The sequence below is a fragment of the Pseudomonas sp. PGPR40 genome, from assembly GCF_022014505.1.
In the GTDB taxonomy this organism is placed as follows: Bacteria; Pseudomonadota; Gammaproteobacteria; order Pseudomonadales; family Pseudomonadaceae; genus Aquipseudomonas.
Window position 1 is genome coordinate 1 of sequence record NZ_JAKLSP010000007.1, and the last position, 26479, is coordinate 26479.

A 26479-nucleotide genomic window follows, 5' to 3' on the forward strand; every position below is an offset into this window, starting at 1 on the left:
AGCTAGGGTTGATCTCAATACTGGATACGATAAACCGGCTTAGCCGCATAGCCTGAACCGCCGTATACGGAACCGTACGTACGGTGGTGTGAGAGGACGGCGGATGTAAATCCGCCTCCTACTCGATGGCGCGATTTAGACCATCAGAAATACAACTGCCATTATTCCAGCTGAAAAAGCGTTAAACAGCCAGAATAATGCCACTTACGCATCCGGACGGATGCCTTCCAACTCCTGCGTATCCCACCGTTGCACCTTGATCGCTTGGTAAAGCATGCCAATGGTCAAGGGCACCTTCTCGCCACGACCCTTCGCCCGACGCTTGAGAAACACATCAAACCCTTCCGGCTGAAAATACCGATACGCATCGTAGTCCACGAAGTCGATCCCAAACTGTTCTTCTAGCGCTTCCATCAGCTGCGGCGCATCAGCGCCGTCGCAGCCCAGGTCGAAGTTGATCGAGGTGGGGAGGCTAATGGTTTTGCGTTCAGGCAGGCCGAGTTCTTCGTGCAGCAGCTGCATGAGCAGGTGCATGGCGTGGTCGTCGGGGAAGTTGGGGGCGAGGTTCATGGTGCATCTTCCGTTAGGGGCATGCCGATGAATCGGCTTGGGCCGGATTTTGCGGCAAGTTTGGACTGGAATCATCCGCAATAGAAGGATCGCACGGCAGGTTCAGATTAGCCCTACAACCGCACTTTCCAACACTCGGTAACTTCACCTGTCTCGGCATTGAGCCGTGGTTTTAGTGGTGACGGAGGGGGCGGATGGGCAAGGACACACCGCAAGTGTGGCAGCACTACGATAACGATGGAGGCGGTTACCGTTGGCTACGGGACATGACCGCTACTGAAATGGCGGAGCGGGAGGCCAGGCAAAACGCCTACGAAGCCATGCTCGCCAGGCAGGACGCATTCGAAAAGAGCCGGGAAGTGGCGTTTCAGAAAAAGCGCCAGTCGCTCGCCGGTTGTGTATTTGCCAAGTCTTGTAAGTTGCCGGATTCAATCATCGACTACACCAGCCCATCCGGGTTTGTGCCGACGGACAGCGTCGGTGAGTATGGTGAGTTCACCTTGTTGGGAGGTCGTCAGGCTGATGGCTCTGGCCGTTTGCCGCTCAAGAAGATCAGTGGTGTTTTGCCGGCGGGTATTGGCTCTTTGGCATTGGGTGGGGCAGCGATCGCTCCGGCAACGTCCTCTGTCGTAGGCACTGGCGCTGGAGTTGTCACCGCTGGCGTTGCTGCCGCTACATTGGTGGGATTAGTTGCTTTGCTCGCGCCATCGAGGCTGGGTGATGGCGCGCTGTATACCGACGATCAACTCAGATCACTCAAACAAGCTCGAACGCGAGTTCGTCTGCGGGTAGAGGAGCGGACTGACGGAACGCTCAAGGGGTATGGCTACAACACACAGAGCCGTCGTGATTGGGAGATGGTCCCTGTCGTGACGTTTGTAACGCGCGGATCTCAGCAGGTGGCTGACTTTGGCAGCGGGGTTGAGTTGATTTGGACTCCCGCAGAAAACCCGGCAGATACGATGGGTATCCCGGCGCTGGAGGCGGCACCGCAAGCGCCCCAAGTCTGGGTTTTTCCGCCGACGGAGCAGGCGGACAACATTATCGTCAGCCCGGTTTATCCGCCGGAGTATCAGGATTTTATTCTGGTGTTTCCGGCGGATTCGGGGGTTCGGCCGCTGTACATTGTGGTCAGTGTTGCAGCGAATGTTGGCTACTACGCCGCTCCAGATTTGCTACCCGCTTTTCCGGATGCCGTAAGTGTACGTCCTAAGTCGACAGTTCAAGGTGGAGGAAAAAAACGGGATCGTTGGAAAGACCGGAAAGGTAGGATTTATGAATGGGATTTTCAGCACGGTGCAGTTGAGATCTATGACCGCCAAGGGAAGCACTTGGGCGAGTTCAATCCTGATACGGGCAAGCAAAACAAACCAGCAAAATCCGGAAGAACCACACCAAAATAAACTGAGAGGTCACTTATGTACTTACGCATAACAGGCTTTTTTCCAGAGCCGGACGATGATGACTCCTTGCAGTACAAACGAATCATACAAAAAGATTTAGAACCATCGGTATTAGAGGTAATGGGCTGGTCTTCACTTGACGATGGTTTGGGTGGGCAATCAGAACTAGCGCCCGAGCAGGTGACGCGTATGGCTGCAGTTCTTGGGGAGCCTGCGATAGAAAGGCTAAGTCTTTTCATCGGGAGCTACTCATAGACCCGGTGTCTCGATGCAGAAGGTAAACCATGAATTTTCTGGTGATGGGTTTTCATCCGGATAAGGATGAATTGGTATTTGAGCAGACTATTAGCTTATCGGTGGAGGGCATGACCCTCGTGATGCAATGGACGAACAGCAATGACTGCGTGGGTGTGGATTTCCGGCTCACAACAGCACAGGCGCTTGAGATTGAGCGCTTGGCCTCGGTGACTTTTCCTGAAGAGCTGGATCTTTATCTAACTTCTTCTGGTTGAGGGGAGAGGGGCTCTGTGGGATTAACGCAGGATTTGTCCCAATGAGTACCTCCAGGCTGTTTATTTGCTCGTGCGATAGCTCGTACTCATAGATGGGATCGTCTGGTTCCTTCCACTCCATCAGCTCTTTGAGCCAAGAGCCGAACGCGGAGCGTCCGTAGAGGCATTCCCACGCAGAGCGTGGGAACGATCTTCTCTCGGCGTCAGGCAGGCGCTTTCCAGTCCATCATGCGTTGCTGGGCGACTTTAAGCAGATCACAGCCGTCCTGGGTTAACAGGAAGAGCGCGTGGGTGATGTGGGGAATGTCTTCGATGTCGCCGTGTTTGAAGCAAACGCAGTGCAGGGTTTTGAGGAGATCACTGGAGGCTCGGATTCGCTGGAGGGCGGCTTCGAGGATGTCTTGCGGGTTGGCCTCTGTGTCGATGATCAGGGGCGGGGTGTCGGTGAGGTTGGTGTTGAGAGGGATGTAGCGAATATTTGTAAGCGGATTCCATTTATTCATAGTGAGAATTCTCAAGTGCATCGGGAGAAACCGCCGCCATCGTGACCAAGCGATGGGAGGCGGACTGTGTTCGGGTTGGTCAAACCGGTGAGAACTCACTTTGCCGGTACGCCCGAAGGCGTCCCGAACACAGCCACCATATAGCGTGCAGCACTTGAGGTGCCGCAGCATACAACGGAAGCGAAATGAGTTCTCTATTCGGGTGACCAAGCCCGAGTCGCTGATTTGGCAGCGACGGTCACGACTATAGGTGCGAGCACCGGGCAGCGATAGACGACAAGGAGTCCCCGCTTGTAGGAATGGGATGAGCCTTGGCTAGGCCGTTTCTATAGGATTTTTCGCGACGAAATTTCTCGCGCTTTTCCGCCAACCCGCGCCCATCGCTTCAACAAATATACTGATACGCCGCAACATCCAGCACGCTAGTCGTCAGCCCTGTCGCCGGCGTATAGATCGTGCCTTTCACCGCCGAGAAGTTGACCCCTTGGCCGCCCAGCGAAACGTAGCGCTCGCCTTGATCCAGCTCGGTGAAGTAGGTGTAGGAGTAGTTGTGCATCAGCCGGTACTTCGCTTCGTTGACGACCATGGCTTTGCCGAGGTTCGTCAGATCGGCCTGGGTCCGGTTCAACGACTTGTCCAGTTGCACGCCCCAACGCTTGAGGCAGACTTCGGCAAAGTGGCGGACGAACCGGCCGGGTTCGGCCAGTACTTTCGGGCCGCTGACACCATTTAACGAGGCATTGCCAACCAGGGTGGCATGACGACCGGGTATGGGGTAAATGTGGGTTTTGGTGCCGGTTGCGGTTTGCGGAATGACGCAGCTGAAACCTTTCGAGCGTTCGTCCCGGGCATAGAAACCTACATACTCTTTGACGTTGGCGCCGAGTTTGACTTTGTCATCCTGAAAGTTGCCAATGCCAGGCACCGGGTCAATCGCAAAGATATTAACCGGGATGTTTTTAAGTTCACTGTCCTTGAACATGGCGTTGGCGAGCATGTGGCAACTAATGCCGCCGCGGCTCCAGCCAACCAGGTTGACTTGGGTGGGAATAACACCGCCCTTGCGGAAGGTTTTAATGATCTGTTCTTGTAACGCCTGTTGGGTCACGCTGCGATCGCCATAGTTGTATTTGCGCCAGAACCACGAGCCTTCAACTTTCACGTCTTCGATGGGGATACCGGCCGCTTTGAGGCGGTTGTATTCCTCTTCGGTCAGTTGCTCACGCTGCCAGCTGCATTGGCCTTTGACGATGTTCATCGCATGCTCCACGTTTTGCTCCCAGCCCTTGCCGAACAGTGTGCCGCTGAGGCCGTACTCCTTGGACTTGGTAAAGAGATCATCGGCTTGCAGGTTACCGCTGCCGGGGCCGTCGACCACGATCCATTCGGCGAACTCCCTGCCGAGATGGTGGGAGGCGAGTGTCGACACCAGTTCGCCGTCCCAGTAATTTGCATGGGTGTCGTCAAATTTAGTTGAGCCAGTGCCGCAGAAGAAAATAGTTAGTATAGTCATTGGTGTTGCTCTTGTTTGATGTAAGAGCTGGCACGTTAGTTTGTGTTGTTTGAAGAGTGAAGTGATGAGTTGTTGCTGTTTTTGTAAGGTGTATGAGTTGTTTGTTTTTTATTTTATTCGCTGTTTGGCGATTTCGAGAAGTTCGCAGCCATCCTGGGTCAGCAAGTAAAGAGCATTGACGATATTGGGAATGTCTTTCACGTCGGCCTGTTTGAAGCATAGGCAATAGAGCGTTTCGAGCAGGTCGCTGGCGGCGCGGATGCGTTGCTGGGCGGCGTTGAGAATCTCGTGAGGATTGGCTTCGGTGTCGATGACCAGCACGGGGGTATCGCTGTAGCTGGTTTTGAGAGGGCGATAGCGGTCGGTTAACGAGTGGCGCGTGTTCATCGAAGTCGGTCCTGTGGGAAGTCGGGCAGTCTCGCTGGCGGGCCGACACAGTGTTTTCAGCCGCGTCGAAAACTATAGAGGTCGGCGGCGAGGCGTCGCAAGGTGGCGCAAATGGACAGGATTTGTAGGGGGTTTATCGGCGCTATCGTCCTTTGCCTACATGCATCCCGACTGTTTTTTAAGCTATTCCCCTAGCGGTCGATATTCCTACAGGATTGTCAGGCTTAACGCATCAAGCCTCGGGATGGTGCGCGCCAGAGTTTGTAGGACGTTTCGAAGCGTCTGAGTTGACTCGTGCCATCCGCGGTATCATCCCGTATCGTTTTTACCCCCGACCTTTTCTCGACTCGCTGCGTTCTCCGGCTAGGCTTTGGGCTTCGCAGCGGTCAACGGAGTGACAGCTTATGCACAACACCCTGGAACAGGTTTTCGGTTATCCACAGTTTCGGCCCGGCCAGGAGGCAGCGGTCAGCGCGGTGCTGGCCGGGCGTTCGGCAGCGGCGATTTTCCCGACCGGTTCGGGCAAGTCGCTTTGCTATCAATTGCCGGCCTTGTTGCTGCCGCACCTGACCTTGGTGGTGTCGCCGCTGTTGGCGTTGATGCAGGATCAGTTAGCGTTTTTGCAGCGTCACGGCATTGCGGCGGGCAGTATCGATTCGGCCCAGAGCCGTGATGACGCCAGTGATGTGATGGCCCGGGCAAAGTCCGGCGAATTGAAGATTCTGATGATTTCCGTGGAGCGCTTGAAGAACGAGCGCTTCCGCCATTTTTTGCAGCAAGTGCCGATCTCTCTGCTGGTGGTGGACGAGGCCCACTGCATCTCTGAATGGGGGCATAACTTCCGCCCCGATTACCTCAAGCTGCCGGACTACCAGCGCCAGTTCAATATCCCTCAGGCACTGCTGCTGACCGCCACTGCGACACCCAAGGTGATCGCCGACATGGAGGCCAAATTCGCCATCGCCCCCGAGGATGTGGTGACCACCGGTTTCTACCGACCCAACCTCAATCTGCTGGTGGAGCCGGTACGCGGCCAGGACAAGCGCCGACGTCTTGTCGAGTGGATGAGCCAGCGTCCCGGCCAGCCGAGCATCGTCTATGTGACCCTGCAGAAAACCGCCGAGCACATTGCCGAACATCTGGGGCGCAACGGCATACAGGCCGAGGCCTATCACGCCGGTTTGCCCCATGAGCAGCGGGAAGGGATACAGAAACGGTTCATGGGCGGGCAGTCCAATTGCATCGTCGCCACCATTGCCTTCGGCATGGGCATCGATAAAAGCGACATCCGCAACGTGGTGCATTTCGACCTGCCTAAATCCATCGAAAACTACAGCCAGGAAATCGGTCGCGCCGGCCGAGACGGGCAGCCTTCCGATTGCCTGGTGCTGGCCAACCGCGACAGCCTCAATGTGCTGGAAAACTTCGTTTACGGCGACACGCCGGAACGGGATGGCATTCGTTACGTGCTCGAGGAGTTGCAAGCTGCCGCACCCGAGGGGCAATGGGAGTTTCTGCTGGGACCTTTGGCCGATCAGAGCAACATTCGCCAATTACCGCTCAAGACCTTGCTGGTGCAATTGGAGCTGCGCGCAATAATCGCACCGCGTTATGCCTATTACGCGGAATACCGCTTCAAGTATTTGCAGGAACCTGAGGCATTGCTTGCCCGTTTCGAAGGTGAGCGCAGAGACTTCGTCTCGGCGATCATCCAGACTTCCAGCCGTGCACGAACCTGGGCCACGGTGAATTTCGATGCGCTGTACGAGCGGCATCAGGCCGAACGCAGTCGGGTGGTCAAGGCACTGGATTACTTCCAGGAGAAGGGTTGGGTAGAGCTTGAAAGCAAGCAGATGACCGAGGTCTACAGCCTGCAGAAAGCAGACTTTGATGCCCAAACCCTGAGCGCCGAATTGCACGCCTGTTTCACCCAACACGAGCGCACCGAGATCGCGCGGATTCACGCCATGCTGGATCTGTTCGCCACTGACCGCTGCCTGGGCTATCGGCTGGCCGAATACTTTGGCGACGAAAACGCGCCGCAGCGGTGCGGGCATTGTTCCGTGTGTCACGGCCACGTGGCACGGCTGCCAGAGCCACCGGAATTGCCAGCGCTTGTGGATAAAAATTTCGAGGCACTGTGTGGTGATTTTATCCACAGGCACGAGCAGTACACGGGGAGTGCTCCATCGGCGGAGCGCGTGACACGGTTTCTGTGCGGGATCAGCGTGCCGCTGTTTACCAAGCTCAAGGCGCGGTCGATTCCGGGGTTTGCGGCGTTGGAGGATTATCCGTATGGCGACGTGCGGGAGTGGGCTCAAGCGCATCTACCAAGTTGAAACACGGCCTCCCACAAAGGCCGTTCAAACGCCTTCAGGAGACTCACCGTAAGCATCGGCCAATAGCGCCTGAGCTTGTTGCTCAAGAAAATCGAAGACCTCTTCCTGAATCGATCCTTGGTATTGTTTGCGACGGCCTTTGGACACGATGCCGTTTTGATCCAGGCACTGCATGACTAGCCTGGACAAAAGATTGCCTCGAACGTCGTAGTTTTCGTTTACAACCTTCACGAGAGTATCGAATCGCTGAAGAAAATCGGTTTCCTCTCTCAGGTCCACCTCGAGGGCTCGTTTGGCCATTTCCATCGTGAACGCTACGCAATCGGTGGCATCCCAATAGCGATAGATACTGGAATCGCCGATGAAGTTGAAGGTCAGTGTTTCCGCATCGATCCAGCGAACATCCCAAAACTCACGGGCTGGCTTGGAGAAAGACTGTAGTGCTTCCAGATAGTGTTGTTCTTCACGCTTCATAGCGACCGAAACAGGTAGCAAGAGGCCATTTTCGAGAGCACCGCTTCGGCACAGAGCCAGGTGGATCAGGAAGCGCGAAAGACGGCCATTGCCATCCATGAAGGGGTGCAGAAAGACGAAGCCAGAAGACGCGATGCCTGCGGCGACCAATGGGTCGAGTTGCTCTGGCGCTCTGTTGGCAAAGGTCATCAGCTCTTCCATCAACTCACGGCAGAGCTCGGGGTCTGGCGGCACGTAGGTCACTCCGGCAGCACCGCGAAATGAATTACTCAGGTGGTTTTGTTCGTGTCGGAATGCTGCTGCACGATCAAAGGGGTTGGAGATCGCGCTGTTCTGCAGCGCGACGAGATAATCTTCCGTAAGCGGCTGGCGCTCATGTGCCTGGCGGAGCAGTTGCACAAATCGTTGCGCCTTCTGCTCACTGGGTGCTTCCTTCTCGATTGCAAACGAATTTTCGGTTTCGCTCAGATACGCCCAATTGATCGCCCGATCCATCATTTCTTTTGGGAGGGAGCCAATAAAGGCTTTTGATCGACCAAGAATGTCATAGTCGAGCAGGGCCTGAATTTCAGTTGTGCGTTCGACTGTTGCGCAATATCGAAGCGTGCCGAGCCCATTGAAGTCGATTCGCCAGCGCGAGTTTCGGACTGATGGCCCAGTGATGTAATTGTCTGGATCAAATAGAAAAGTAGCGGTGCCACGTGGGTTGTCGGGATAGTCCAGATGCTGGTCGGTGAAAGACTCCCAGAGGAAGCAAATTTTGCGCAGGTAGGCACTACTGGGAGCTTCGGTGATGGCTTTGACCAATATTTGGCCATCAATGCGGGGGAGTGCCTGAGCCAGAATGGCGAGATTGACGCCCTCATGCTTTAGCGCAAACATGATGTGTGAGAGGTAGTCTTCTTTCGATGGCGCAACACTCAGCGGAACGGACAACGCACCGCCGATTTTCTCCAGGCGGGTGACTGGCTGGATGAGCGCTGGCCGTTTCACCTCAATAGCTTTTAGATCCAGCGCATCAATCAAATGGGCATAGCCCACTCTGTTTCCCATTGCAGTTCCCCTATCTGGGTAAGATTTTTTTTACCACGCCAAGATTTTTTTTAAAATCATCAAATCAGATAAGAAAATTTTAACCTGATTAAAGTTGTTGGCTAGCACCCATTTGGGTCTGGTTCACTCCTTTGTGGTTCTTCCTGAGTTCTGGTTCCCCAGAGCAGGTAGCGGTTGTGGGAATGGGCTCCCCGCAATGAATGGCACATCCATCCCCTGAATGTCGCCCATCACAGGAATAAATTTCAAAAAAGCCCGGCGCCTGACTATGGTGAGGACTGTCTTTGGATCGCTAACAAGAGAACAACCATGAGCCAGACACCGTTCGATATTCAGCGCGCCGCCGTGATCGGCGCGGGCACCATGGGTCGTGGCATTGTCATGTGCCTGGCCAACGCCGGAGTGCCAGTGCAATGGGTCGACAACAATCCGCAAATGCTTGAGCAGGCGCTGACCAGCGTGGCTGACACTTACGCGCACAACGTGCGTCAGGGGCGGATCGATCAGGCCGAGGCGGATGCGCGCGTTTCACGGGTGTCGGCGGCAGCCGATTACGCGGCGATCCACGATGTCGATCTGGTCATCGAAGCGGTCTACGAAAACCTCGAGTTGAAGCAGAAAATCTTTCGCGAACTCGACGGCTTGCTCAAACCTGAAGCGATTCTGGCCAGCAATACCTCGGCACTGGACATCGACGCCATCGCCGCTGCCACTTGCCGTCCGCAGCAGGTGCTGGGCCTGCATTTCTTCAGTCCGGCGCACATCATGAAATTGCTGGAGATTGTTCGCGGCGCCCAAACGGAACCGACGGTGCTTGATGCGGCGCTGGAGTTGGGCAAACGCATGGGCAAGGTCAGCGTGGTCTCGGGCAACTGCCACGGTTTCATCGGCAACCGCATGCTGCATCCGTATGTGCTCGAAGCGCGCAAGATGCTACTGGAGGGCGCTTTGCCTTATCAGGTGGATGCGGCGCTGCAAGGTTTTGGTTTCGCCATGGGGCCGTTCCGCATGTACGACGTGGTCGGCATCGACCTGGAGTGGCGCGCTCGGGAACTGGCTGGCAAGGGTCAGGATGCGCCGGAGGTTCAAGTGGACAACCGCTTGTGCGAGCTCGGGCGTTTCGGTCAGAAGAGTGGCGATGGGTATTATCACTACGAACCGGGCAGTCGCCAGGCTGAGCATGATCTGGAAGTCGATGCGCTGGTACTGGAAATCAGCGAAGGATTGGGGTTCCAGCGTCGCCAGATTGGCCCTGAAGAGGTCCTGGAGCGCTGTTTGCTGGCGCTGGTCAACGAAGGGGCGAAGATTCTTCAGGAAGGTATTGCGACGTCGGCGCACGACGTCGACCTGGTGTATCTCAATGGTTATGGCTTCCCGGCGGACAAGGGCGGGCCGATGGCCTGGGCGGATCAGCAAGGGTTGGAAGATATTCATCTGCGGTTGTTGCAGCTTGAGACCAAGCAGGGCGATCACTGGGCGCCGGCGCGGTTGATTGGTGAGTTGGCGGCAGAGGGTAGAGGTTTTGCTGACGTGTGATTTTATACTGATCGTTCCCACGCTCTGCGTGGGAACGCCTCCATGGACGCTCTGCGTCCGCTCCTGAATGTGACGCAGAGCGTCACGGGCTGCATTCCCACGCAGAGCGTGGGAACGATCATGAAAGGACCCGCTCCGATGCCCCAACGCTCCGACTACCCGCACTTCCAGCCCATCACCACCCGCTGGCATGACAATGACGCCTACGGTCACGTCAACAATGTCACCTACTACAGTTTCTTCGACACGGCGGTGAACACCTACCTGATCGAAGTCGGCGGCCTGGATATCCATGATGGCGAGGTGGTGGGGTTTGTGGTGAGCTCGGCCTGCGACTACTTCGCCTCTATCGCTTTCCCGGACCGGATCGAGATCGGCCTGCGGGTCGGCAAGTTGGGCAACAGTTCGGTGCAATACGAGCTGGCGGTGTTCAAGGTAGGAGAAGACGAGGCCTGCGCGGCGGGGCGCTTCGTGCATGTGTTCGTGGATAGGGCATCGAATCAACCGGTGGCGATTCCTGGCGGATTACGCGGGGCGTTGGAGCGACTGGTGATTTGAGGGGCAAAAAAAATCGCAACCCGAAGGCTGCGATTTTGAACTACCGGTAAACGGGGCGATTCAAGCCTCAGTCGCGATAGCGATGTTTGTGCTTGCGATGGCCGTAGGCATGGCCACGTCCTGGATGGCCGTCACGGTAGTAGCGGCGATCGTCACGATCACGATAGGAGCGACGACGATCATCGTCGTGATCACTCTCTTTGCCCATGTAGTTACCCAGCGCACCACCGGCGCCGCCGCCTGCTGCGGAGCCGATCAGGCTGCCGGTGGTGCCGCCCATGCTGCGGCCGACCACGTTACCGCCTGCTGCGCCCAACGCACCGCCGATGGCTGCTTCGCCACGGCTGCGTTTGTCTGCGCCGACTGCGCTACCACCCGCGCCGCCCAGGGCTGCGCCAATGGTTGAACCTGTACTGCCGCCTAACGATTGACCGACGACCGAGCCAAGAACCCCGCCCAATGCGCCGCCCACACCTGCTTCGGTGGTGCCGCCTGCAGAAGCGAAGCCACTGACCAGGCCAAGGGACAACAAGAGAATCGAGGAGAACTTCATAGAGGAACCTCAAGGGGATGACGGCGCGATCCTGAGGCTGTGTTGTGGTTGTGACAATCGAAATCCGACGAATAACACGACTTCAACACAATTCTATAAGTTACTGTTTTTTGGGCGGAACTTAACTGTTTTTCGTCGGTCTTTAACTACTTCGCAAAGGCCGTTTTTATATAAAAACGGCCTTTTTTGTGGGCGATTGAAAAGTGTTCGAAGGGGTCGATACATGTGTTGCCAAGTCGAATGTCTTCGCGGGCAAGCCTCGCTCCTACAGTTTTAGTGTCATCCGCCTAATACTGTGAACGACACAACTTTGTAGGAGCGAGGCTTGCCCGCGAAGAGGCCATCCCTGCCGCCGCGTCAAGCCGACTTGGCCATGATCAACCCGGTCTCACTCGCCGCCTCCAACCGAATCGCCACAAACTTCGACGTCGGCGTATGACTGCCATCTCCGGTGCTTTCCAGCGGCACCAACGGGTTCACTTCCGGATAGTAAGCGGCCGCTTGCCCGGCAGGAATATCAAATGCCAGCAGCGTGAAACCCTTCACCCGACGCTCACGGCCATCATCCCAGATCGAAACGATGTCAGCCTTCTCTCCCGGTTTGAAGCCCAGGCGAATGATGTCGGCTTCATTGACGAACAACACATCCCGCTGACCTTTCACCCCGCGATAACGATCATCAAGACCATAAATCGTGGTGTTGTACTGATCGTGGGAACGCATCGACTGCATGATCAAGTCCGGCAATACGCCGGTGGCGCGGGTGCGTTCGTGCACCAGGTCTTTGGGCAGTCTGTTCGCCCGGAAGTTGGCCCGACCCGATGGGGTATTCCAGCGACGTGCGCCGGCGCTGTTACCCAGATGGAAACCACCCGGGTTCTGAATCTTTTCGTTGAAATCCCGGAAGCCCGGGATGGTCTCGGCGATCAGGTCGCGGATGCGGCTGTAATCGGCCACTAGCCAGTTCCAGTCCACCGGATTGCTGCCAAGGGTCGCGGCGGCGATACCGGCGATGATTGCCGGCTCCGAGCGCATCTGATTCGACAGTGGCTGCAGCTGACCGTTGGAGGCGTGGACCATGCTGAACGAGTCTTCCACGGTCACTGCTTGAGCGCCTTCGGTCTGGATATCGATGTCGGTACGGCCCAGGCACGGCAGGATCAGTGCGTCTTTGCCGTGGGCCAAATGGCTGCGGTTGAGCTTGGTGCTGATTTGCACGGTCAGGTCGCAGTTGGCCAGAGCCTGGAAGGTGCGCGTGCTGTCCGGGGTGGCTTGGGCGAAGTTGCCGCCCAGGCCGATGAAGACTTTCGAGCGGCCGTCGGCCATGGCATGAATCGCCTCGACCACGTTGTGGCCGTTTTCACGCGGCACCTTGAACTGGAAGCGCCGCTCAAGAGAATCGAGGAATGCCACCGGTGGACGTTCGTTGATGCCCATCGTCCGGTCGCCCTGCACGTTACTGTGGCCACGCACCGGGCACAGACCGGCACCCGGCCGACCAATGTTGCCGCGCAGCAGCATCAGATTGGCGATTTCCTGGATGGTCGGCACCGAATGACGATGCTGGGTGATGCCCATGGCCCAGCACATGATCACGTTCTTGCCTTTGGCGTACATGCGCGCCGCTTGCTCGATTTCCACCAGCGTCAGGCCAGACTGTTCGACGATCTGTTCCCATGGGGTGTCGTCGATGACGCCCATGTATTCCAGCACGTTGACCGCATGTTCATTCAGGAAGTCGTGATCGAACACTGCCGGGGCGCCACTCTTCTGCGCATCGCGTTCCCATTGCAGCAGGAACTTCGCCATGCCACGCAGCACCGCCATGTCACCGCCCAATGCCGGGCGGAAGTAGGCGGTATTGGTCGGCTTGTCGCCGTTGGTGAGCATTTCCAGCGGATGCTGCGGGTGCTGGAAGCGTTCCAGGCCGCGTTCTTTCAGCGGGTTGACGCACACCACCTGAGCGCCGCGTTTCACCGCTTCGCGCAGGGGTTCGAGCATTCGTGGATGGTTGGTGCCGGGGTTCTGGCCCCAGACGAAAATCGCATCGGCGTGTTCGAAATCATCGAAGGTCACGGTGCCTTTGCCGACGCCGATACTCTGCGCCATGGCCACACCGCTGGCCTCGTGGCACATGTTCGAGCAGTCTGGAAAGTTGTTGGTGCCGTAGGCGCGCACGAACAGCTGATAGAGGTACGCCGCTTCGTTGCTGGCGCGACCCGAGGTGTAGAACTCGGCTTGGTCCGGGCTCGACAGGCCTTGCAAATGTTTGCCGATCAGCGCGAAGGCGTCTTCCCAGCTGATGGGTTTGTAACGGTCGGTCTCGGGGTCATAGCTCAGCGGCTCGGTCAATCGGCCCTGATACTCGAGCCAGTAGTCGCTCTGCTCCAGCAGCGAGCTGACGCTGTGTTTGGCGAAGAACGCGCCGTCGACACGACGTTTGGTCGCTTCCCAGTTCACCGCTTTGGCGCCGTTCTCGCAGAACATCACCATGCCCTTTTCCGGAGAATCGCCCCAGGCGCAACCGGGGCAGTCGAAGCCGCCGTTCTGGTTGGTCTTGAGCATGATGCGGAGGTTTTTCAGCGCGTTATCGCTGGTCAACCAGGCTTGGGCGACGCTGATCAGCGCGCCCCAGCCACCGGCCGGGCCTTTATAGGGCTTATAACGGGGGACGGGTTTCTGGTCGGCTTGACGATGTTGGCTCACGCTTGATTCTCTCTAGCAGGGCTGTAAACCCGTGGCGCATTTTTCTGCGGCAGGTGGATGAGGTTGAGGTTGTGTCGACGGGCCCATTGCACGGCAAGGCTCGTGGGCGACGACAGGCTGACCAGGGTCTGGATGCCGGCGCGTAAAACTTTCTGGATCAATTCAAGGCTGCAACGGCTGGTGACAATCGCCAGGCCGCCAGTGGTCGGGATCTTCTGGCGGATCAACCCGCCGATCAGCTTGTCGAGGGCGTTGTGCCGACCAATGTCTTCGCGGCCCAGCAGCAATTCGCCGTTTCCATTCATGAACACCGCAGCATGCACCGCACCGCAATGCTGACCCAGAGGCTGGAATTCGCCGATGCGATGGCGCAATCCATCCAGCCATTGCGCCGGAGGCAGTGGGGCGCCGGGCAGTACTTTGAGGTCGGGCAGTGCTTGCTCCACGGCTTCCACGCCGCAGAGCCCACAACCGCTGGTGCCGGCCAGTTGCCGACGCTGCTGCTTGAGGTTCCAGAAGGCGCGGTTGGCGATGGTCACTTGCGCGTATTGCGCCGACCCCGTGCCACTGAGTTGCAAGTCGTAGATGTCTGAAGCGTCTTCGATGATGCCGCTGCCGAGGCTGAAGCCGACGATGAAGTCTTCAAGGTCCGTCGGCGTCACCAACATGACCGCCTGGTTGATGCCGTTGTAGGCGATCGCCAACGCAACTTCCTCGGCCAGCGCGGTGCTGGCCGATTCGGTGTATTCAAGGTTGCAGTAACTGTAGGTCTGGCTTGCGGCGGTCGCGGGCGTTTCAACAGCAGGCGCCGCGCGGGCAGGGCGCTTGGCGTTCATGGGCATCACCAACGGTTTGGTCAGCTTTAAGCCTAGGCGCGTCAACTTGTCGCGTCTAATCGCTATTACTGATCTACCGATAGATGAGATCGATCAAGAGCCTGTCAGTGATTGTTGAAAGATCGCGAAACAGGCTTCTGCGAGCGCTGAACGTGGAGCGCTGCGACGCATGATCAGCCCCAGCCGGGCGAGGGTCTGGGCGCTTTCGATGGGTTGCAGGCGCAAGTGATCAGTGAGGTTTTCCAGACCACCTTCCAATGGCATCACGGCGCAACACAGACCGCCGTGTACCGCTTGTAACAATTGGTGGACCGCATCGGTTTGCAGCAACGGTTGGGGGGCCAAGCCACGGCTGTGGAAGTTATGGTCGATGGACTGGCGAAAATGCATGCCGCTGGTGAGCATGCCCAGTGGCAGTTCAATCAACGATTCCCAGCTTAACGGCGCCTCGCCGAAGCTGAAGAACCGCTGATCGTAAAGCAGGCCCATGCTGGTTTCGCTGAAGGCCAGGGAATCGAAACGCTCACCGTCCAGGCGTTCCAGGTAGGAGACGCCGATATCGAGGCGGTTATTCGCCAATTGTTCAAGGATCTGTTCGGAGCTCAACGCCGAGAGTTCGAAGCGCAGGTTCGGGTGTTCGGCGTGCAGGCGTTGCATCAGTGGCATCGGGTCGAAACTCGAAAGTGGCACCACGCCCAGACGCAACGTGCCCACGAGGTTGCCGCGACAGGCTGCTGCTTCGGCCTGCAAACCGTCGTAGGCCGCCAGCACCGTCCGCGCCCATGCCAGCACGCGCTCGCCCGGCGCAGTGAAACCTTCGAAACGTTGACCACGGTTGACCAGCGGCAGCTCAAGCTCTTCTTCGAGGCTGCGCAGGCGCATGGACAGGGTCGGCTGGGTAATGTGACAACGCGCGGCGGCCTGGCCGAAGTGCCGGGTTTCGTCGAGGGCGATGAGGAATTTGAGCTGCTTGATGTCCATCTTCGCTCCAGGGCGCGGGCAAGGTTTGCGATTCTACCGTCTGCGCGGGGTGGGGTCATTGGTCGGCTGGGAGCCGGGCTTCGCAAGGCTGGTCTAGTCTTTGGCGTCTGGAACCTAAACCCCAAGGAGAATGCGTCATGAGTATTTTTAGCTTTGTGAAAGAAGCAGGCGAAAAACTTATCGATCTGCTGACACCTGGCAATGCCGATGCCAGCGAGCAGTTGAAGGAACACATCAGCAAGGTCGGCCTGGGTAATCCGAATGTTCAGGCGACCATCGAGGGTGACAAAGTCATCGTCACCGGTGACGTGGCGAGTCAGGAAGAAAAGGAAAAGATTCTGCTGGCCGTGGGCAATATCCAAGGTGTCGGCAGTGTTGATGACCAGATTACTGTGACTGGGCCGGTGGCGAAGGCCGCGCGTTTCGTTACGGTGAAAAAGGGTGACACCCTCAGCGCGATTTCCAAGGCCGAATACGGCGACGCGAACAAGTACAACAAAATCTTCGAGGCCAACAAACCACTGCTTTCGCACCCGGACAAGATCTATCCGGGGCAAGTGTTGCGGATTCCTGAGTAAGGTTCGAGACTGTGTGATGGCCTTCGCGGGCAAGCCTCGCTCCTACAGGTCCTGGTCGTGCGCGGAATATGCACACGACCAGGACCTGTAGGAGCGAGGCTTGCCCGCGAAGCAGACGACTCGGTCTAAAGCCCGGCAATCAACTCCCGATAATCCCCTACCGCCGCAAACTCCGCCGTGTCCTTCGGCCCTTTGCGGCTGTCCGGCTCGCTCACGGCCAGCAGGTGCGTCACGCCGAAATTGCGCGCACTGCGCAGGATCGGCAACGTGTCGTCGATAAACAGGCTACGCGTCGGGTCGAAGCCGATGTCGGCCTGCAAGGCATCCCAGAACTGCGGGCTTTCCTTGGGAAAACCGTAATCGTGGGAGCTGATCAATCGCTCGAAATACGGCGCCAGTTCAATTCGTTCCAGCTTCAATGACAGCGAGTCGCGGTGGGCGTTGGTGATCAGAATCACACGTTTGCCGGCCCGTTTGATCGCCCCCAGAAAAGTGTCCGCATCCGGGCGCAGGGCGATCAGGTGCGCCGTTTCCAGTTTCAGCTCGCGCACCGATAGCTTTAGCTCGGCGCTCCAGAAATCCAGGCAGTACCACTGCAACTGGCCGGCATTACGTTCGAACAACGGTTGTAATTCCAGCTCCGCCATGGCCCGGCTCACCCCATGCAGCTCGGCATAACGCTGGGGCAGATGTTCCATCCAGAAATGGTTGTCGTAGTGCAGGTCCAGCAGCGTGCCGTCCATATCCAGCAAAACGGTATCGATGTCGTGCCAGGGCAGCAGGGACATAAAAAACTTCTCCAGCGGTAAAAAAGATATCCGGGATAAACAATCAGGATAGGCCGGGTATAGTAACGCGTTCACGCCAAGGAGCTTTTTATGCGCCAGAAACCCACCGTACTCGCCCGCGAGATTGTCGCCACCAGCCGTTTGTTCTGTGTCGAAGAGCTGAAATTGCGCTTTTCCAATGGTGTGGAACGCACTTACGAGCGTCTGGTCAGCAAAGGCACCGGGCATGGCGCAGTGATGATCGTGGCGATGCTCGATGCGGATCACGCCGTATTGGTGGAGGAATACTGCGGCGGCACCGATGCATACGAATTGTCCCTGCCCAAAGGCTTGATCGAGCCGGGCGAAGACGTGTTGGCGGCGGCCGAGCGGGAGCTCATGGAGGAGGCCGGATATGGTGCGCGGCAGCTGGAATATCTGACCGAATTGTCGTTGTCACCCGGCTATATGAGCCAAAGAATCCAGGTGGTGCTGGCCTCCGATTTGTACGAAGAACGCCTGGAGGGCGACGAGCCTGAGCCGATGCGGGTCGACAAGGTCAACCTGCGTGAATTGTCGGCCTTGGCGCTGAACCCGCAATTCACAGAGGGTCGGGCCTTGGCGGCGTTGTACCTGGTCCGTGATTTGCTGACTCAGCGTGGGGTGTTCCTGCCATGAAGTTGAATTTCCCCCATCCTTTGATGGCGCCGGTCGTTGAACTGGCTTTGAAGGCTGGCGAGGTGATCTTGCCGTTCTGGCGCGTCAATGTTGCCGTCACTGCAAAGTCAGATGATTCACCGGTCACGGCCGCCGACATGGCCGCTCACCATCTGATTCTGGCCGGGCTGACGGCGCTGGATCCGAGCATTCCGGTGCTGTCCGAGGAGGACGCCAATATCCCTCAGAGCGTGCGTGCCGGCTGGCAGCGCTGGTGGCTGGTCGATCCGTTGGACGGGACCAAGGAGTTCATCTCCGGCAGCGAAGAGTTCACCGTCAACATTGCGCTGATCGAACAGGGGCGCGTGGTATTTGGTGTGGTGTCGATGCCGACCAATGGGCGCTTTTATGTCGGTGGTGCCGGGTTGGGTGCCTGGCGCGGCGATAAAGGTGTCGAGCCGTTGCCAATTCAGGTTCGCGAGGTTCCGGCTGCGAGTGAAGCGTTCACGGTGGTCGCCAGTCGTCGGCATACGAGCCCTGAGCAGGAGCGGTTACTGGCGGGGTTGAGTGACAGCCTGGGTGAGCTGCAACTGGCGAATATCGGCAGCTCGCTGAAATTTTGCCTGCTGGCGGAAGGGGCGGCGGATTGCTATCCGCGGTTGGCGCCGACTTCGCAGTGGGACACGGCGGCTGCGCAAGGTGTGCTGGAAGGTGCGGGTGGTGAGGTGCTGGATTTGAGCGGTGAGCCGTTCTGTTATCCGGCGCGGGAGTCGTTGCTGAATGAGTTCTTCCTGGCGCTGCCGGCTAAGGCTGCGTGGCGGGAGAAGTTGTTGGCTTTGGCCCGCAACTAAGATCGTTCCCATGCTCCGCGTGGGAATGCCTCAAGGGACGCTCTGCGTCCAGTGACGCGGAGCGTCACGGGCTGCATTCCCACGCAGAGCGTGGGAACGATCAGTCATCGGTGAAGGACGTACTGCCCGGTAAACTTCACCGCATCCTCATCACTCCCGGTATTCACGATCCGGGAATGCAGCGTCAACCGCGCCCGTCCATATCGTTCATACATCGCCAGAAACCTCTTCCAGACCGCCGCACTCGGTGCCTGGCAAATCGCCGTTGCGTCCATGGTGACCGGCAGCGGGTAGCTGATCTGCCCTTCCTGAATCACGATGTGCCCGTCTTCGATGCCTTCTTCGCGCAAGCGCAAATGCAACCAGCCCCAGCCGGCCAGCACCGCGCCGCAATACAGGCTGCCGCCGAACATGGTGCTCTTGTGATTGACGTTGGCTTCCAGTGGCAGATGCAGGCGCAGTTGTTGGTCGTGCCAGTCGAGCACTTTGAGGCCCATGTCCCGCGTGAGGGGGATATCGGAATGGAGGATCGATTCCAGGTGACGACTGTCGCGGTTCATTCACGGGCCTTTTGTTTGAAGAGGATGATTTTACGGTAGCTCAATCGAGGTCGTCGGTGGGGTTGCTGGCGCCGCTGTCGCCGAAGTTCAGGCCATGCTTGCGCAGTTTGTCGTGCAAGGTTTTGCGCGGAATGCCGAGCGCTTCGGCAAGACTGCGCACGGAGCTGTGCGAGCGCGCCAGTTCGGCGGCAATCAGGCTCTTCTCGAAGTTCTCCACTTGCTCGCTCAGACCGCCGCTGACCACTTCAACCGTGCTGCCGACGCCGCCATCCGGTGCATTGTTGTCCAGTGCCAGTTCCAGGCCCAAGGCAAAACGCTCGGCGGCATTCTGCAGTTCCCGCACATTACCTGGCCAGGTATGGCGCAGCAGCAGCGCCCGGTGCCCCGGCTGCAATTCGTGGGGTGGTAAACCGTGGCGGGCGCTGGCTTCATCGGCGAAATGCTGAAACAGCACCAGCGCATCTTCGCCCCGCTCGCGCAACGGCGGAATGCGCAGCGGCGCAACGTTCAGGCGGTAATACAAGTCGGCGCGGAAGCGGCCCTGATCGGCGGATTGACGCAGGTCTTCCTTGGTCGCGGCGATGATGCGGATGTCCAGCGGGATCAACTGATTGCCGCCCAAGCGCTCGACGACCCGCTCTTGCAGCAAACGCAGCAATTTCACCTGCACATCCAGGCTCATGCTTTCGATTTCATCGAGAAACAACGTGCCGCCATTGGCAAATTCGAACTTGCCGATACGGCGCTTCTGCGCGCCGGTAAACGCCCCCGGTTCGTGACCGAACAGTTCGCTTTCCACCACCGACTCGGCCAGGGCTCCGGCGTTGATCGCCACGAACGGGCCGTTTCGCCGACTCGACAAATCGTGCAGCGCGCGGGCGACCACTTCTTTACCCGCACCGGTTTCGCCGAGGATCAGCACGTCCGCCTTGGTCGCCGCCAGAGCCCCGATCTGCTCACGCAGGCGCAGCATCGGCGCTGATTGGCCGACCAGTCGAGCGCTCAGCTCGTTGCGATCGCTCAGGGCCAGTCGCAGGCTGCGGTTGTCCAGCACCAGCCGGCGCAGGTCCAGGGCACGACGTACGCTGTCGAGCAGAGAGTCGCTGGCGAAAGGTTTTTCCAGAAAGTCATAGGCCCCGGCGCGCATGGCTTGTACGGCTAGCGGCACATCGCCGTGGCCGGTGATCAGCAGTACCGGTAGCTCCGGGTCCTGGGCGTGGAGTTCGGTCAGCAGTTCGATTCCGTCCATGCCCGGCATACGGATGTCGCTGACCACCACCCCCGGCCAGTCGCGTTCCAGTTGCCCGGCCAGGCCTTTGGCTTCAGCCAGCGGCAGGATCTTCAGGCCGGCCAGGTCCAGGGTCTGGCTCAGGGCTTGGCGCAGGTGGGGATCGTCGTCGATCAACACGACCTGAATGCGGTTGTCGATGGTCATGCACTTCGGTCCTCGGACGGTTGCAGGCTCACGCCCGGTGCGCCTGCGCGCAACTTCAGGGTAATCAGGGCGCCACCTTCCTTGTGGTTGGAGAACGACAGTTCACCACCGAAGGCGCGCATCAGCGTGTCGCAGATCGCCAGCCCCAACCCAAGCCCCTGAGTGCGGGTCTTGGTGGTGTAGAAGGGCTCGCCGGCACGACCCAGCGCTTCCATGCAGAACCCTGGGCCATTGTCGCGAATGTACAGATTGACGCCGTCGGCGGTGGACTCGGCACTCAGCCAGAGTTTACGCGGCGGGCCTTTTTCCGTCAGGGCATCGAGGGCATTGGCCAGCAAGTTACCGAGTACCTGGCGCAGACGGGTTTCACCGGCCTCGACCCACAGGGTGGCGGCCGGCAGGTCACGAATCAGCTCGACTTCCATGCTGCGCCGACGCTTGGCCAGTAACGCCAGCGCGTCGTCCAGTGCCGGTTGCAGGGCCACGCTTTCCGGGGCGTGGCGATCACGCCGGGCGAAGGCGCGCAGGTGGGCGATGATCGACGCCATGCGCCCGGTCAATTCGCTGATCAGCTTGAGATTGCCGCGGGCATCTTCGGTGCGCTGATGATCGAGCAGTATTTCGGCGTTTTCCGCATAGCTGCGGATCGCCGCCAGCGGTTGGTTGAGTTCATGGCTGATGCTGGCCGACATCGTTCCCAGCGCCGAGAGCTTGCCGGCCTGCACCAGGTCATCCTGAGCGCGCACCAGTTCCTGCTGAGCGTGTTCGCGCTCCAGCACCTCCTGCTTCAGTCGACGGTTGAGGCCTTCGAGGTCGCTGGTCCGTTCGGCGACCCGGCCTTCCAGTTCCTGGCGGGCCTTGCCTTCAAAGGCGATCCGCTCCAGGTAATGGCGTCGGCGTTGCATCATCAGGCCGAGCAGCAACATCAATACCAACAGCGTTGCGCCGCCGATGGCCACGACCGTGCGCACCGGGCGGTCGATCAGGGTACGCGGTGCAAGGATACTGACGCTCCAACCGGTTTCTTCGATCTGCCGGGTTTGGGTCAACCAGGCGTTGGCGTCAAGACTCAACGGCTTTGGATCGCGGGTCGGGTAGGGTTGAATGGCGGTGATGGCCTCGCGCTCTGCGTCGCTCAATGGGCGCGTCGAGCGGAAACGCCACTCGGGCCTCGATGTGAGGATGACCACGCCGTTGTGGTCGGTGACCAACAGCTGTTCCGGGGTTTTGCCCCAGAGGCTTTCGGTGTGGTCGAGGTCGACCTTGATGACCAGCACGCCAATGATTTTTTCGCGATCACGTATGGCCGCCGCAAAGAAGTAACCGCGTTTGGCCGAGGTGGTGCCCAGGCCGAAGAAACGCCCCAGACGCCCGGCCATGGCTTCACTGAAATAAGGACGGAAAGCGAAATTGCGGCCGACGAAGCTGTCGTGTTTGTCCCAATTGGAGGCCGCCAGTGTCTTGCCGGTGGTGTCCATCAGGTACATGACTTCGGCGCCGGTCTGGGCGCTGATGTTTTTCAGCAGGCGATTGGCATTGCCTTGAACCACGCCCTCATCGGGTGCAGACAATGTCGCACGTAGCGCGGGCAACTCGCCGAGAATCTGCGGCAACACTTCATACCGGTGCAGGGTGCCCAGCAGGTTGGCGACGTAGAGGTCGAGGGTCTGGCGGTTTTGTCCGGCCAATTCGCTGCGGTAGTAACGCTCGGCCAGATGCTCCAGCGGCCACAGCAAGGGCGCCAGGCACAGCGCTAAAAGCGCCAGGCTGCGCCAGCGGGGTCTGCGAGGGAGAGTCGGTGTCATGAGCATCAAGCGCCTGGGGGGACAGATGCATTATGCCTAGGCTTGCGGGCGCAGTCTGCGCACCTGAGATCAAGTGCGCGCTGGCGGTGAAGATTCACACAGGCATTCAGGAAAAGACGTCGGCGTCCTTGAGGAGCGCGGCGGCCTGATCCTTGGCCGACAGTTTCGGTGCTTCGTCCAGCTGCCAGTCGATGCCCAGGTCCGGATCGTCCCAGCGAATGCTGCGCTCGGCCGACGGCGTGTAGTAGTCGGTGGTTTTGTAGAGGAACTCGGCGAAATCACTCAACACCACAAAACCATGGGCGAAACCTTCCGGTACCCAGAGTTGGCGATGATTGTCAGCGGACAGGCGCACCGCCACCCATTTACCGAAATGCGGTGAGCTGCGGCGAATATCCACCGCCACGTCCAGCACTTCACCGACGGTGACGCGGACCAGTTTGCCCTGAGTGTTTTCCAGCTGGTAATGCAAACCGCGCAGTACGCCTTTTTGCGAGCGGGAATGGTTGTCCTGAACGAATTGGGTATTCAGACCGGTCGCTTCTTCGAAAGCCTTGGCGTTGAAGCTCTCATAGAAGAAGCCGCGCTCGTCACCAAATACCTTGGGTTCGAGGATCAGAACACCGGGCAGGTCGGTGGTGACTACATTCATGGTGTTTCTCCAGCAATAGGCGTGATGGCCGACATTCTTGCTCAAAGTGGCGGTCGGTGCGAGTGGGGCGGTAAAGAGAGTTGCGTGGACATTTGATTCGCGCCAACCAGGGAGGGGGTTGCGTATCGCCCCAAGCAATGGCGATATAAGCGCCTAATAATATTTCAGGGGTCGTTGTATGCCGCTCGCTACTTTGATTCACCGCGCCAGTTTGCCGAGCCCGCACGTGTCTGCGGCGCAAGCGCTTGAGCTGCTGGAGGAACATTACGGGCTGAGCGGGCGGTTGCAGGCGCTTGGGAGCCAGCAGGATCTCAATTTCCGGGTCGACAGCGAGCAGGGGCGTTTCGTCCTGAAAATCTGCCGTGGCGATTACTCGGCGCTGGAGCTGCAAGCCCAGCACGCAGGGCTCAAGCATCTGGCTGAACACTCCGGTGTGCAGGTGCCGCGAGTGATCTCTGCGAAAAACGGCGCAGACCTTCTTTCCCTGGAAGTTGGGGGCCAGGCGGTGCACATGCGCCTGCTCGATTACATCGACGGCCAATCCCTGACGCACCTCGATCATTTGAGCCATTCAGTGGTCGCCGGTTTTGGTCGGCTCTGCGGCGAAATGGACCTGGCGCTGGCCGGTTTCGATCATCCGGGCCTTGAGCGTACCCTTCAATGGGATGCCCGCCACGCCAACGCGTTGATCGCGCATTTGCTGCCGGTGATCAAGGATGAGCGGCAACGAGCGTTGATTGCTGAAGCGGCCGAGCAGGCCGAGCGCCATTTGCAGTTACTGGTGGATAAGTTGCCGCTGCAGGCGATTCACATGGACATTACCGACGACAACGTGGTCTGGCAGCGGGATTCGCAGCGCCAATGGCAGTTGCAGGGCGTGATCGATTTCGGCGATCTGGTCCGAACCTGGCGGATCACTGATTTGTCGGTGACCTGCGCCGCGCTGCTGCACCATGCCGATGGCGATCCGTTCTATATTTTGCCGGCGGTGCGGGCTTATCACGCGGTCAATCCGCTGCAGCATGAAGAATTGCTGGCGCTATGGCCGCTGATCGTCGCCCGCTCGGCGGTGCTGGTGCTGAGTGGCGAGCAGCAGGTCAGCATCGATCCGGGTAATGAGTACAGTCGCGACAACCTGACCCATGAGTGGGAGATTTTTCGCGTTGCTACGTCGGTGCCATTGGCGTTGATGGAGGCGGCGATTCTTGCCGCCGTCGGTCAAAGCCTGCCGAGCATCGGCAGTGAAGGCTTCGCGCCATTGTTGCCGAGTCTGGTGGGGCGCGAATTTGCATTGATCGATCTGGGCGTGCTCAGCCCGCATTTCGAAGCGGGTAACTGGGAGCAGGAGGGGATCGATCTGCGTCTGTTGACGGAAGCCGCCGCTGCTCACGGTCTGGCGGCCAGTCGATATGGCCAATATCGTCTGTCTCAAACCCGACCGGACAGTGCCAGCGAACCGGACACTTTTGCGTTGCACGTTGCGTTGCGAGTGCCCGACGGCACGGCGGTCGAAGCACCGTTTGCCGGCGTTATCCATATTGAAGGGGAAAACCTGCTGCAACTGGATGGCCCGGAACTGAGCGTCCGATTGTGGGGTGTGACTCCATCGATGCGCAGTGGCGCAGCACTGGTCAAAGGTCAGGTGCTGGGTTCGGTCAGCGGGCCATTGATCGTGCAATTGTGCCGAAGTGCTCACTTAGATGCGCCGTTGTTTTGCACACCTTCGCGCGCCGCAGCGTGGCAGGCGTTGTGTCCTTCACCTGCGGTATTGCTGGGTCTGGCCTGCGATGCCGAAGAAGAACTCGACCCGCAGACATTGCTGGCCCGCCGTGATGCGAGTTTCGCTCGCTCGCAAAAACACTATTACATCGACCCGCCGCGCATCGAACGAGGCTGGCGCAATCACCTGATCGACATGCAGGGCCGCTCTTACCTCGACATGCTCAACAACGTCGCGGTCTTGGGTCATGGCCATCCGCGCATGGCTGCCGTCGCCAGTCGGCAGTGGTCGCTGCTCAACACCAATTCGCGTTTTCACTACGCGGCGATTGCCGAATTTTCCGAGCGTTTGCTGAAGCTGGCCCCGGACAACATGGACCGTGTATTTCTGGTCAACAGCGGCACCGAGGCCAATGACCTGGCGATCCGCCTGGCCTGGGCCTACAGCGGCGGTCGCGACATGCTCAGTGTGCTGGAGGCTTATCACGGCTGGTCAGTGGCGGCGGATGCGGTCTCGACGTCGATTGCCGACAACCCCAAGGCCTTGAGCAGCCGTCCGGACTGGGTGCATCCGGTGACCGCGCCGAACACCTATCGCGGTGAATTTCGTGGCGTCGACAGCGCATCGGATTACGTGCGCAGCGTCGAACACAACCTGGCGAAAATCGCCGAGCAAAAGCGCCAATTGGCCGGTTTCATCTGCGAACCGGTGTATGGCAATGCCGGCGGTATCTCGCTGCCGCCGGGCTATTTGAAACAGGTCTATGCATTGGTTCGCGCTCAGGGCGGGGTGTGCATCGCCGATGAGGTGCAGGTCGGTTACGGCCGCATGGGCACATTCTTCTGGGGCTTCGAGGAGCAGGGCGTGGTGCCGGACATCATCACCATGGCCAAAGGCATGGGTAACGGCCAGCCGTTGGGCGCGGTGATCACTCGCCGGGAAATTGCCGAAGCGCTGGAGGCCGAAGGTTACTTCTTCTCGTCGGCCGGCGGCAGCCCGGTCAGTTGCCGGATCGGCATGGCGGTGCTGGATGTGATGGAAGAAGAAAAACTCTGGGAAAACGCCCAGGTCGTGGGCGGGTATTTCAAGGAGCGTCTTGAAGCGTTGATCGACCGGCATCCGTTGGTGGGGGCGGTGCATGGTTCCGGTTTTTATCTGGGCGTGGAGTTGATCCGCAATCGGGAAACCCTGGAGCCCGCGACCGAAGAAACCACGGCGTTGTGCGATCGCCTTCGTGAGTTGGGGATCTTCATGCAGCCAACGGGTGACTACCTGAACATCCTCAAGATCAAACCGCCGATGGTTACCTCGCGTCAGAGTGTGGATTTCTTTGTCGACATGCTCTCGAAGGTGTTGGATGAAGGGTTGTAAGACTTGATAGCGCCTTCAATGCCAATCAGTTAAGCCGCGAAACCTGTGGGAGCGGGCTTGCTCGCGAAAGCGGTGCATCAGGCGACATCAATGTTGACTGCGCCGCCGTCTTCGCGAGCAAGCCCGCTCCCACAGGGATTTCGCTTACTGACTGGCATT

General features: G+C 58.6%; 24 protein-coding genes. 10 read left to right on the plus strand and 14 right to left on the minus strand.

What is annotated here, in order from left to right; genetic code table 11:
• Positions 1 to 204: 204 nt before the first annotated feature.
• Positions 205 to 570 carry a DUF1493 family protein gene (locus MEB48_RS08040; protein WP_237883495.1) on the minus strand — a complete coding sequence of 122 codons (366 nt, stop codon included), beginning with the start codon at positions 568 to 570 and terminating at the stop codon, positions 205 to 207.
• 194 nt (positions 571 to 764) lie between these two features.
• Between MEB48_RS08040 and MEB48_RS08045 the strand changes: the two genes are divergently transcribed.
• The 3 genes from MEB48_RS08045 to MEB48_RS08050 are packed head-to-tail and all read left to right on the plus strand — an operon-like array spanning position 765 to position 2485.
• The gene (locus MEB48_RS08045) at positions 765 to 1973 is read left to right on the plus strand and encodes an S-type pyocin domain-containing protein (RefSeq protein WP_237883497.1); all 1209 of its coding nucleotides are present in this window, start codon (positions 765 to 767) and stop codon (positions 1971 to 1973) included.
• A gap of 15 nt (positions 1974 to 1988) precedes the next feature.
• Positions 1989 to 2228, plus strand: a complete 240-nt coding sequence (locus MEB48_RS29340) for a pyocin S6 family toxin immunity protein (RefSeq protein ID WP_442969069.1) — start codon at positions 1989 to 1991, stop codon at positions 2226 to 2228.
• Positions 2229 to 2257: 29 nt separating this feature from the next.
• Positions 2258 to 2485, plus strand: a complete 228-nt coding sequence (locus MEB48_RS08050; RefSeq protein ID WP_237883499.1) for a hypothetical protein — start codon at positions 2258 to 2260, stop codon at positions 2483 to 2485.
• 203 nt (positions 2486 to 2688) lie between these two features.
• On the opposite strand, the gene MEB48_RS08055 is transcribed toward MEB48_RS08050, so the two are convergent.
• The 3 genes from MEB48_RS08055 to MEB48_RS08065 all read right to left on the minus strand — a co-directional run bounded on the left by MEB48_RS08055 (position 2689) and on the right by MEB48_RS08065 (position 4888).
• Entirely contained in the window at positions 2689 to 2988 is a 300-nt protein-coding gene (locus MEB48_RS08055) for a hypothetical protein (protein WP_237883500.1), read from the minus strand.
• Positions 2989 to 3373: 385 nt separating this feature from the next.
• Positions 3374 to 4501 carry a hypothetical protein gene (locus MEB48_RS08060; protein ID WP_237883503.1) on the minus strand — a complete coding sequence of 376 codons (1128 nt, stop codon included), beginning with the start codon at positions 4499 to 4501 and terminating at the stop codon, positions 3374 to 3376.
• Between the two features lie 108 nt (positions 4502 to 4609).
• Entirely contained in the window at positions 4610 to 4888 is a 279-nt protein-coding gene (locus MEB48_RS08065; protein ID WP_237883505.1) for a hypothetical protein, read from the minus strand.
• A 404-nt stretch (positions 4889 to 5292) separates the two neighbouring features.
• Between MEB48_RS08065 and MEB48_RS08070 the strand changes: the two genes are divergently transcribed.
• Positions 5293 to 7227, plus strand: a complete 1935-nt coding sequence (locus tag MEB48_RS08070) for a RecQ family ATP-dependent DNA helicase (RefSeq protein WP_237883507.1) — start codon at positions 5293 to 5295, stop codon at positions 7225 to 7227.
• A gap of 24 nt (positions 7228 to 7251) precedes the next feature.
• Here the strand turns inward: MEB48_RS08070 and MEB48_RS08075 are convergent, their stop codons facing one another.
• Positions 7252 to 8754, minus strand: a complete 1503-nt coding sequence (locus tag MEB48_RS08075; RefSeq protein WP_237883509.1) for a Fic family protein — start codon at positions 8752 to 8754, stop codon at positions 7252 to 7254.
• Between the two features lie 309 nt (positions 8755 to 9063).
• On the opposite strand from MEB48_RS08075, the gene MEB48_RS08080 reads away from it, so the two are divergent.
• Together MEB48_RS08080 and MEB48_RS08085 are read left to right on the plus strand one after the other, a co-directional pair.
• Positions 9064 to 10290, plus strand: a complete 1227-nt coding sequence (locus MEB48_RS08080) for a 3-hydroxyacyl-CoA dehydrogenase (protein WP_237883511.1) — start codon at positions 9064 to 9066, stop codon at positions 10288 to 10290.
• A 120-nt stretch (positions 10291 to 10410) separates the two neighbouring features.
• The gene (locus MEB48_RS08085; protein WP_442969071.1) at positions 10411 to 10848 is read left to right on the plus strand and encodes an acyl-CoA thioesterase; all 438 of its coding nucleotides are present in this window, start codon (positions 10411 to 10413) and stop codon (positions 10846 to 10848) included.
• Positions 10849 to 10915: 67 nt separating this feature from the next.
• Here MEB48_RS08085 and MEB48_RS08090 read toward each other — a convergent pair whose 3' ends face one another.
• From MEB48_RS08090 to MEB48_RS08105, 4 genes are all read right to left on the minus strand, one after another.
• Complete coding sequence (locus tag MEB48_RS08090) at positions 10916 to 11401, minus strand: glycine zipper domain-containing protein (RefSeq protein WP_237883515.1); 486 nt, start codon at positions 11399 to 11401, stop codon at positions 10916 to 10918.
• Between the two features lie 357 nt (positions 11402 to 11758).
• Complete coding sequence (locus MEB48_RS08095; protein ID WP_237883517.1) at positions 11759 to 14107, minus strand: FdhF/YdeP family oxidoreductase; 2349 nt, start codon at positions 14105 to 14107, stop codon at positions 11759 to 11761.
• Entirely contained in the window at positions 14104 to 14943 is an 840-nt protein-coding gene (gene fdhD / locus MEB48_RS08100; protein WP_237883520.1) for a formate dehydrogenase accessory sulfurtransferase FdhD, read from the minus strand. Before fdhD ends, MEB48_RS08095 begins: the two co-directional genes overlap by 4 nt.
• A gap of 93 nt (positions 14944 to 15036) precedes the next feature.
• Positions 15037 to 15924: a LysR family transcriptional regulator gene (locus MEB48_RS08105; RefSeq protein WP_237883522.1), complete on the minus strand. Its 888-nt coding sequence runs from the start codon at positions 15922 to 15924 to the stop codon at positions 15037 to 15039.
• 137 nt (positions 15925 to 16061) lie between these two features.
• Between MEB48_RS08105 and lysM the strand changes: the two genes are divergently transcribed.
• Complete coding sequence (gene lysM, locus MEB48_RS08110) at positions 16062 to 16502, plus strand: peptidoglycan-binding protein LysM (RefSeq protein WP_237883524.1); 441 nt, start codon at positions 16062 to 16064, stop codon at positions 16500 to 16502.
• A gap of 125 nt (positions 16503 to 16627) precedes the next feature.
• Here the strand turns inward: lysM and yrfG are convergent, their stop codons facing one another.
• Positions 16628 to 17290, minus strand: coding sequence for a GMP/IMP nucleotidase (yrfG, locus tag MEB48_RS08115; protein WP_237883526.1), 663 nt, complete (start codon positions 17288 to 17290; stop codon positions 16628 to 16630).
• Between the two features lie 90 nt (positions 17291 to 17380).
• Between yrfG and nudE the strand changes: the two genes are divergently transcribed.
• Positions 17381 to 17947, plus strand: coding sequence for an ADP compounds hydrolase NudE (nudE, locus tag MEB48_RS08120; RefSeq protein WP_237883528.1), 567 nt, complete (start codon positions 17381 to 17383; stop codon positions 17945 to 17947).
• Positions 17944 to 18777 (plus strand): 3'(2'),5'-bisphosphate nucleotidase CysQ, encoded by an 834-nt coding sequence (gene cysQ, locus MEB48_RS08125; protein ID WP_237883530.1) that lies wholly within the window; start codon positions 17944 to 17946, stop codon positions 18775 to 18777. The genes nudE and cysQ overlap by 4 nt, the downstream gene beginning before the upstream one ends.
• Positions 18778 to 18881: 104 nt before the next feature.
• On the opposite strand, the gene MEB48_RS08130 is transcribed toward cysQ, so the two are convergent.
• The 4 genes from MEB48_RS08130 to rfbC form a co-directional block, all read right to left on the minus strand.
• Positions 18882 to 19337 carry a thioesterase domain-containing protein gene (locus tag MEB48_RS08130; protein ID WP_237883531.1) on the minus strand — a complete coding sequence of 152 codons (456 nt, stop codon included), beginning with the start codon at positions 19335 to 19337 and terminating at the stop codon, positions 18882 to 18884.
• 40 nt (positions 19338 to 19377) lie between these two features.
• The gene (locus tag MEB48_RS08135) at positions 19378 to 20772 is read right to left on the minus strand and encodes a sigma-54-dependent transcriptional regulator (protein ID WP_237883533.1); all 1395 of its coding nucleotides are present in this window, start codon (positions 20770 to 20772) and stop codon (positions 19378 to 19380) included.
• Complete coding sequence (locus MEB48_RS08140) at positions 20769 to 22577, minus strand: sensor histidine kinase (protein WP_237883535.1); 1809 nt, start codon at positions 22575 to 22577, stop codon at positions 20769 to 20771. Before MEB48_RS08140 ends, MEB48_RS08135 begins: the two co-directional genes overlap by 4 nt.
• Positions 22578 to 22683: 106 nt before the next feature.
• Positions 22684 to 23229 (minus strand): dTDP-4-dehydrorhamnose 3,5-epimerase, encoded by a 546-nt coding sequence (gene rfbC / locus MEB48_RS08145; RefSeq protein ID WP_095054407.1) that lies wholly within the window; start codon positions 23227 to 23229, stop codon positions 22684 to 22686.
• A gap of 178 nt (positions 23230 to 23407) precedes the next feature.
• On the opposite strand from rfbC, the gene MEB48_RS08150 reads away from it, so the two are divergent.
• Positions 23408 to 26320, plus strand: a complete 2913-nt coding sequence (locus MEB48_RS08150) for an aminotransferase (RefSeq protein WP_237883537.1) — start codon at positions 23408 to 23410, stop codon at positions 26318 to 26320.
• Positions 26321 to 26479 lie beyond the last annotated feature (159 nt).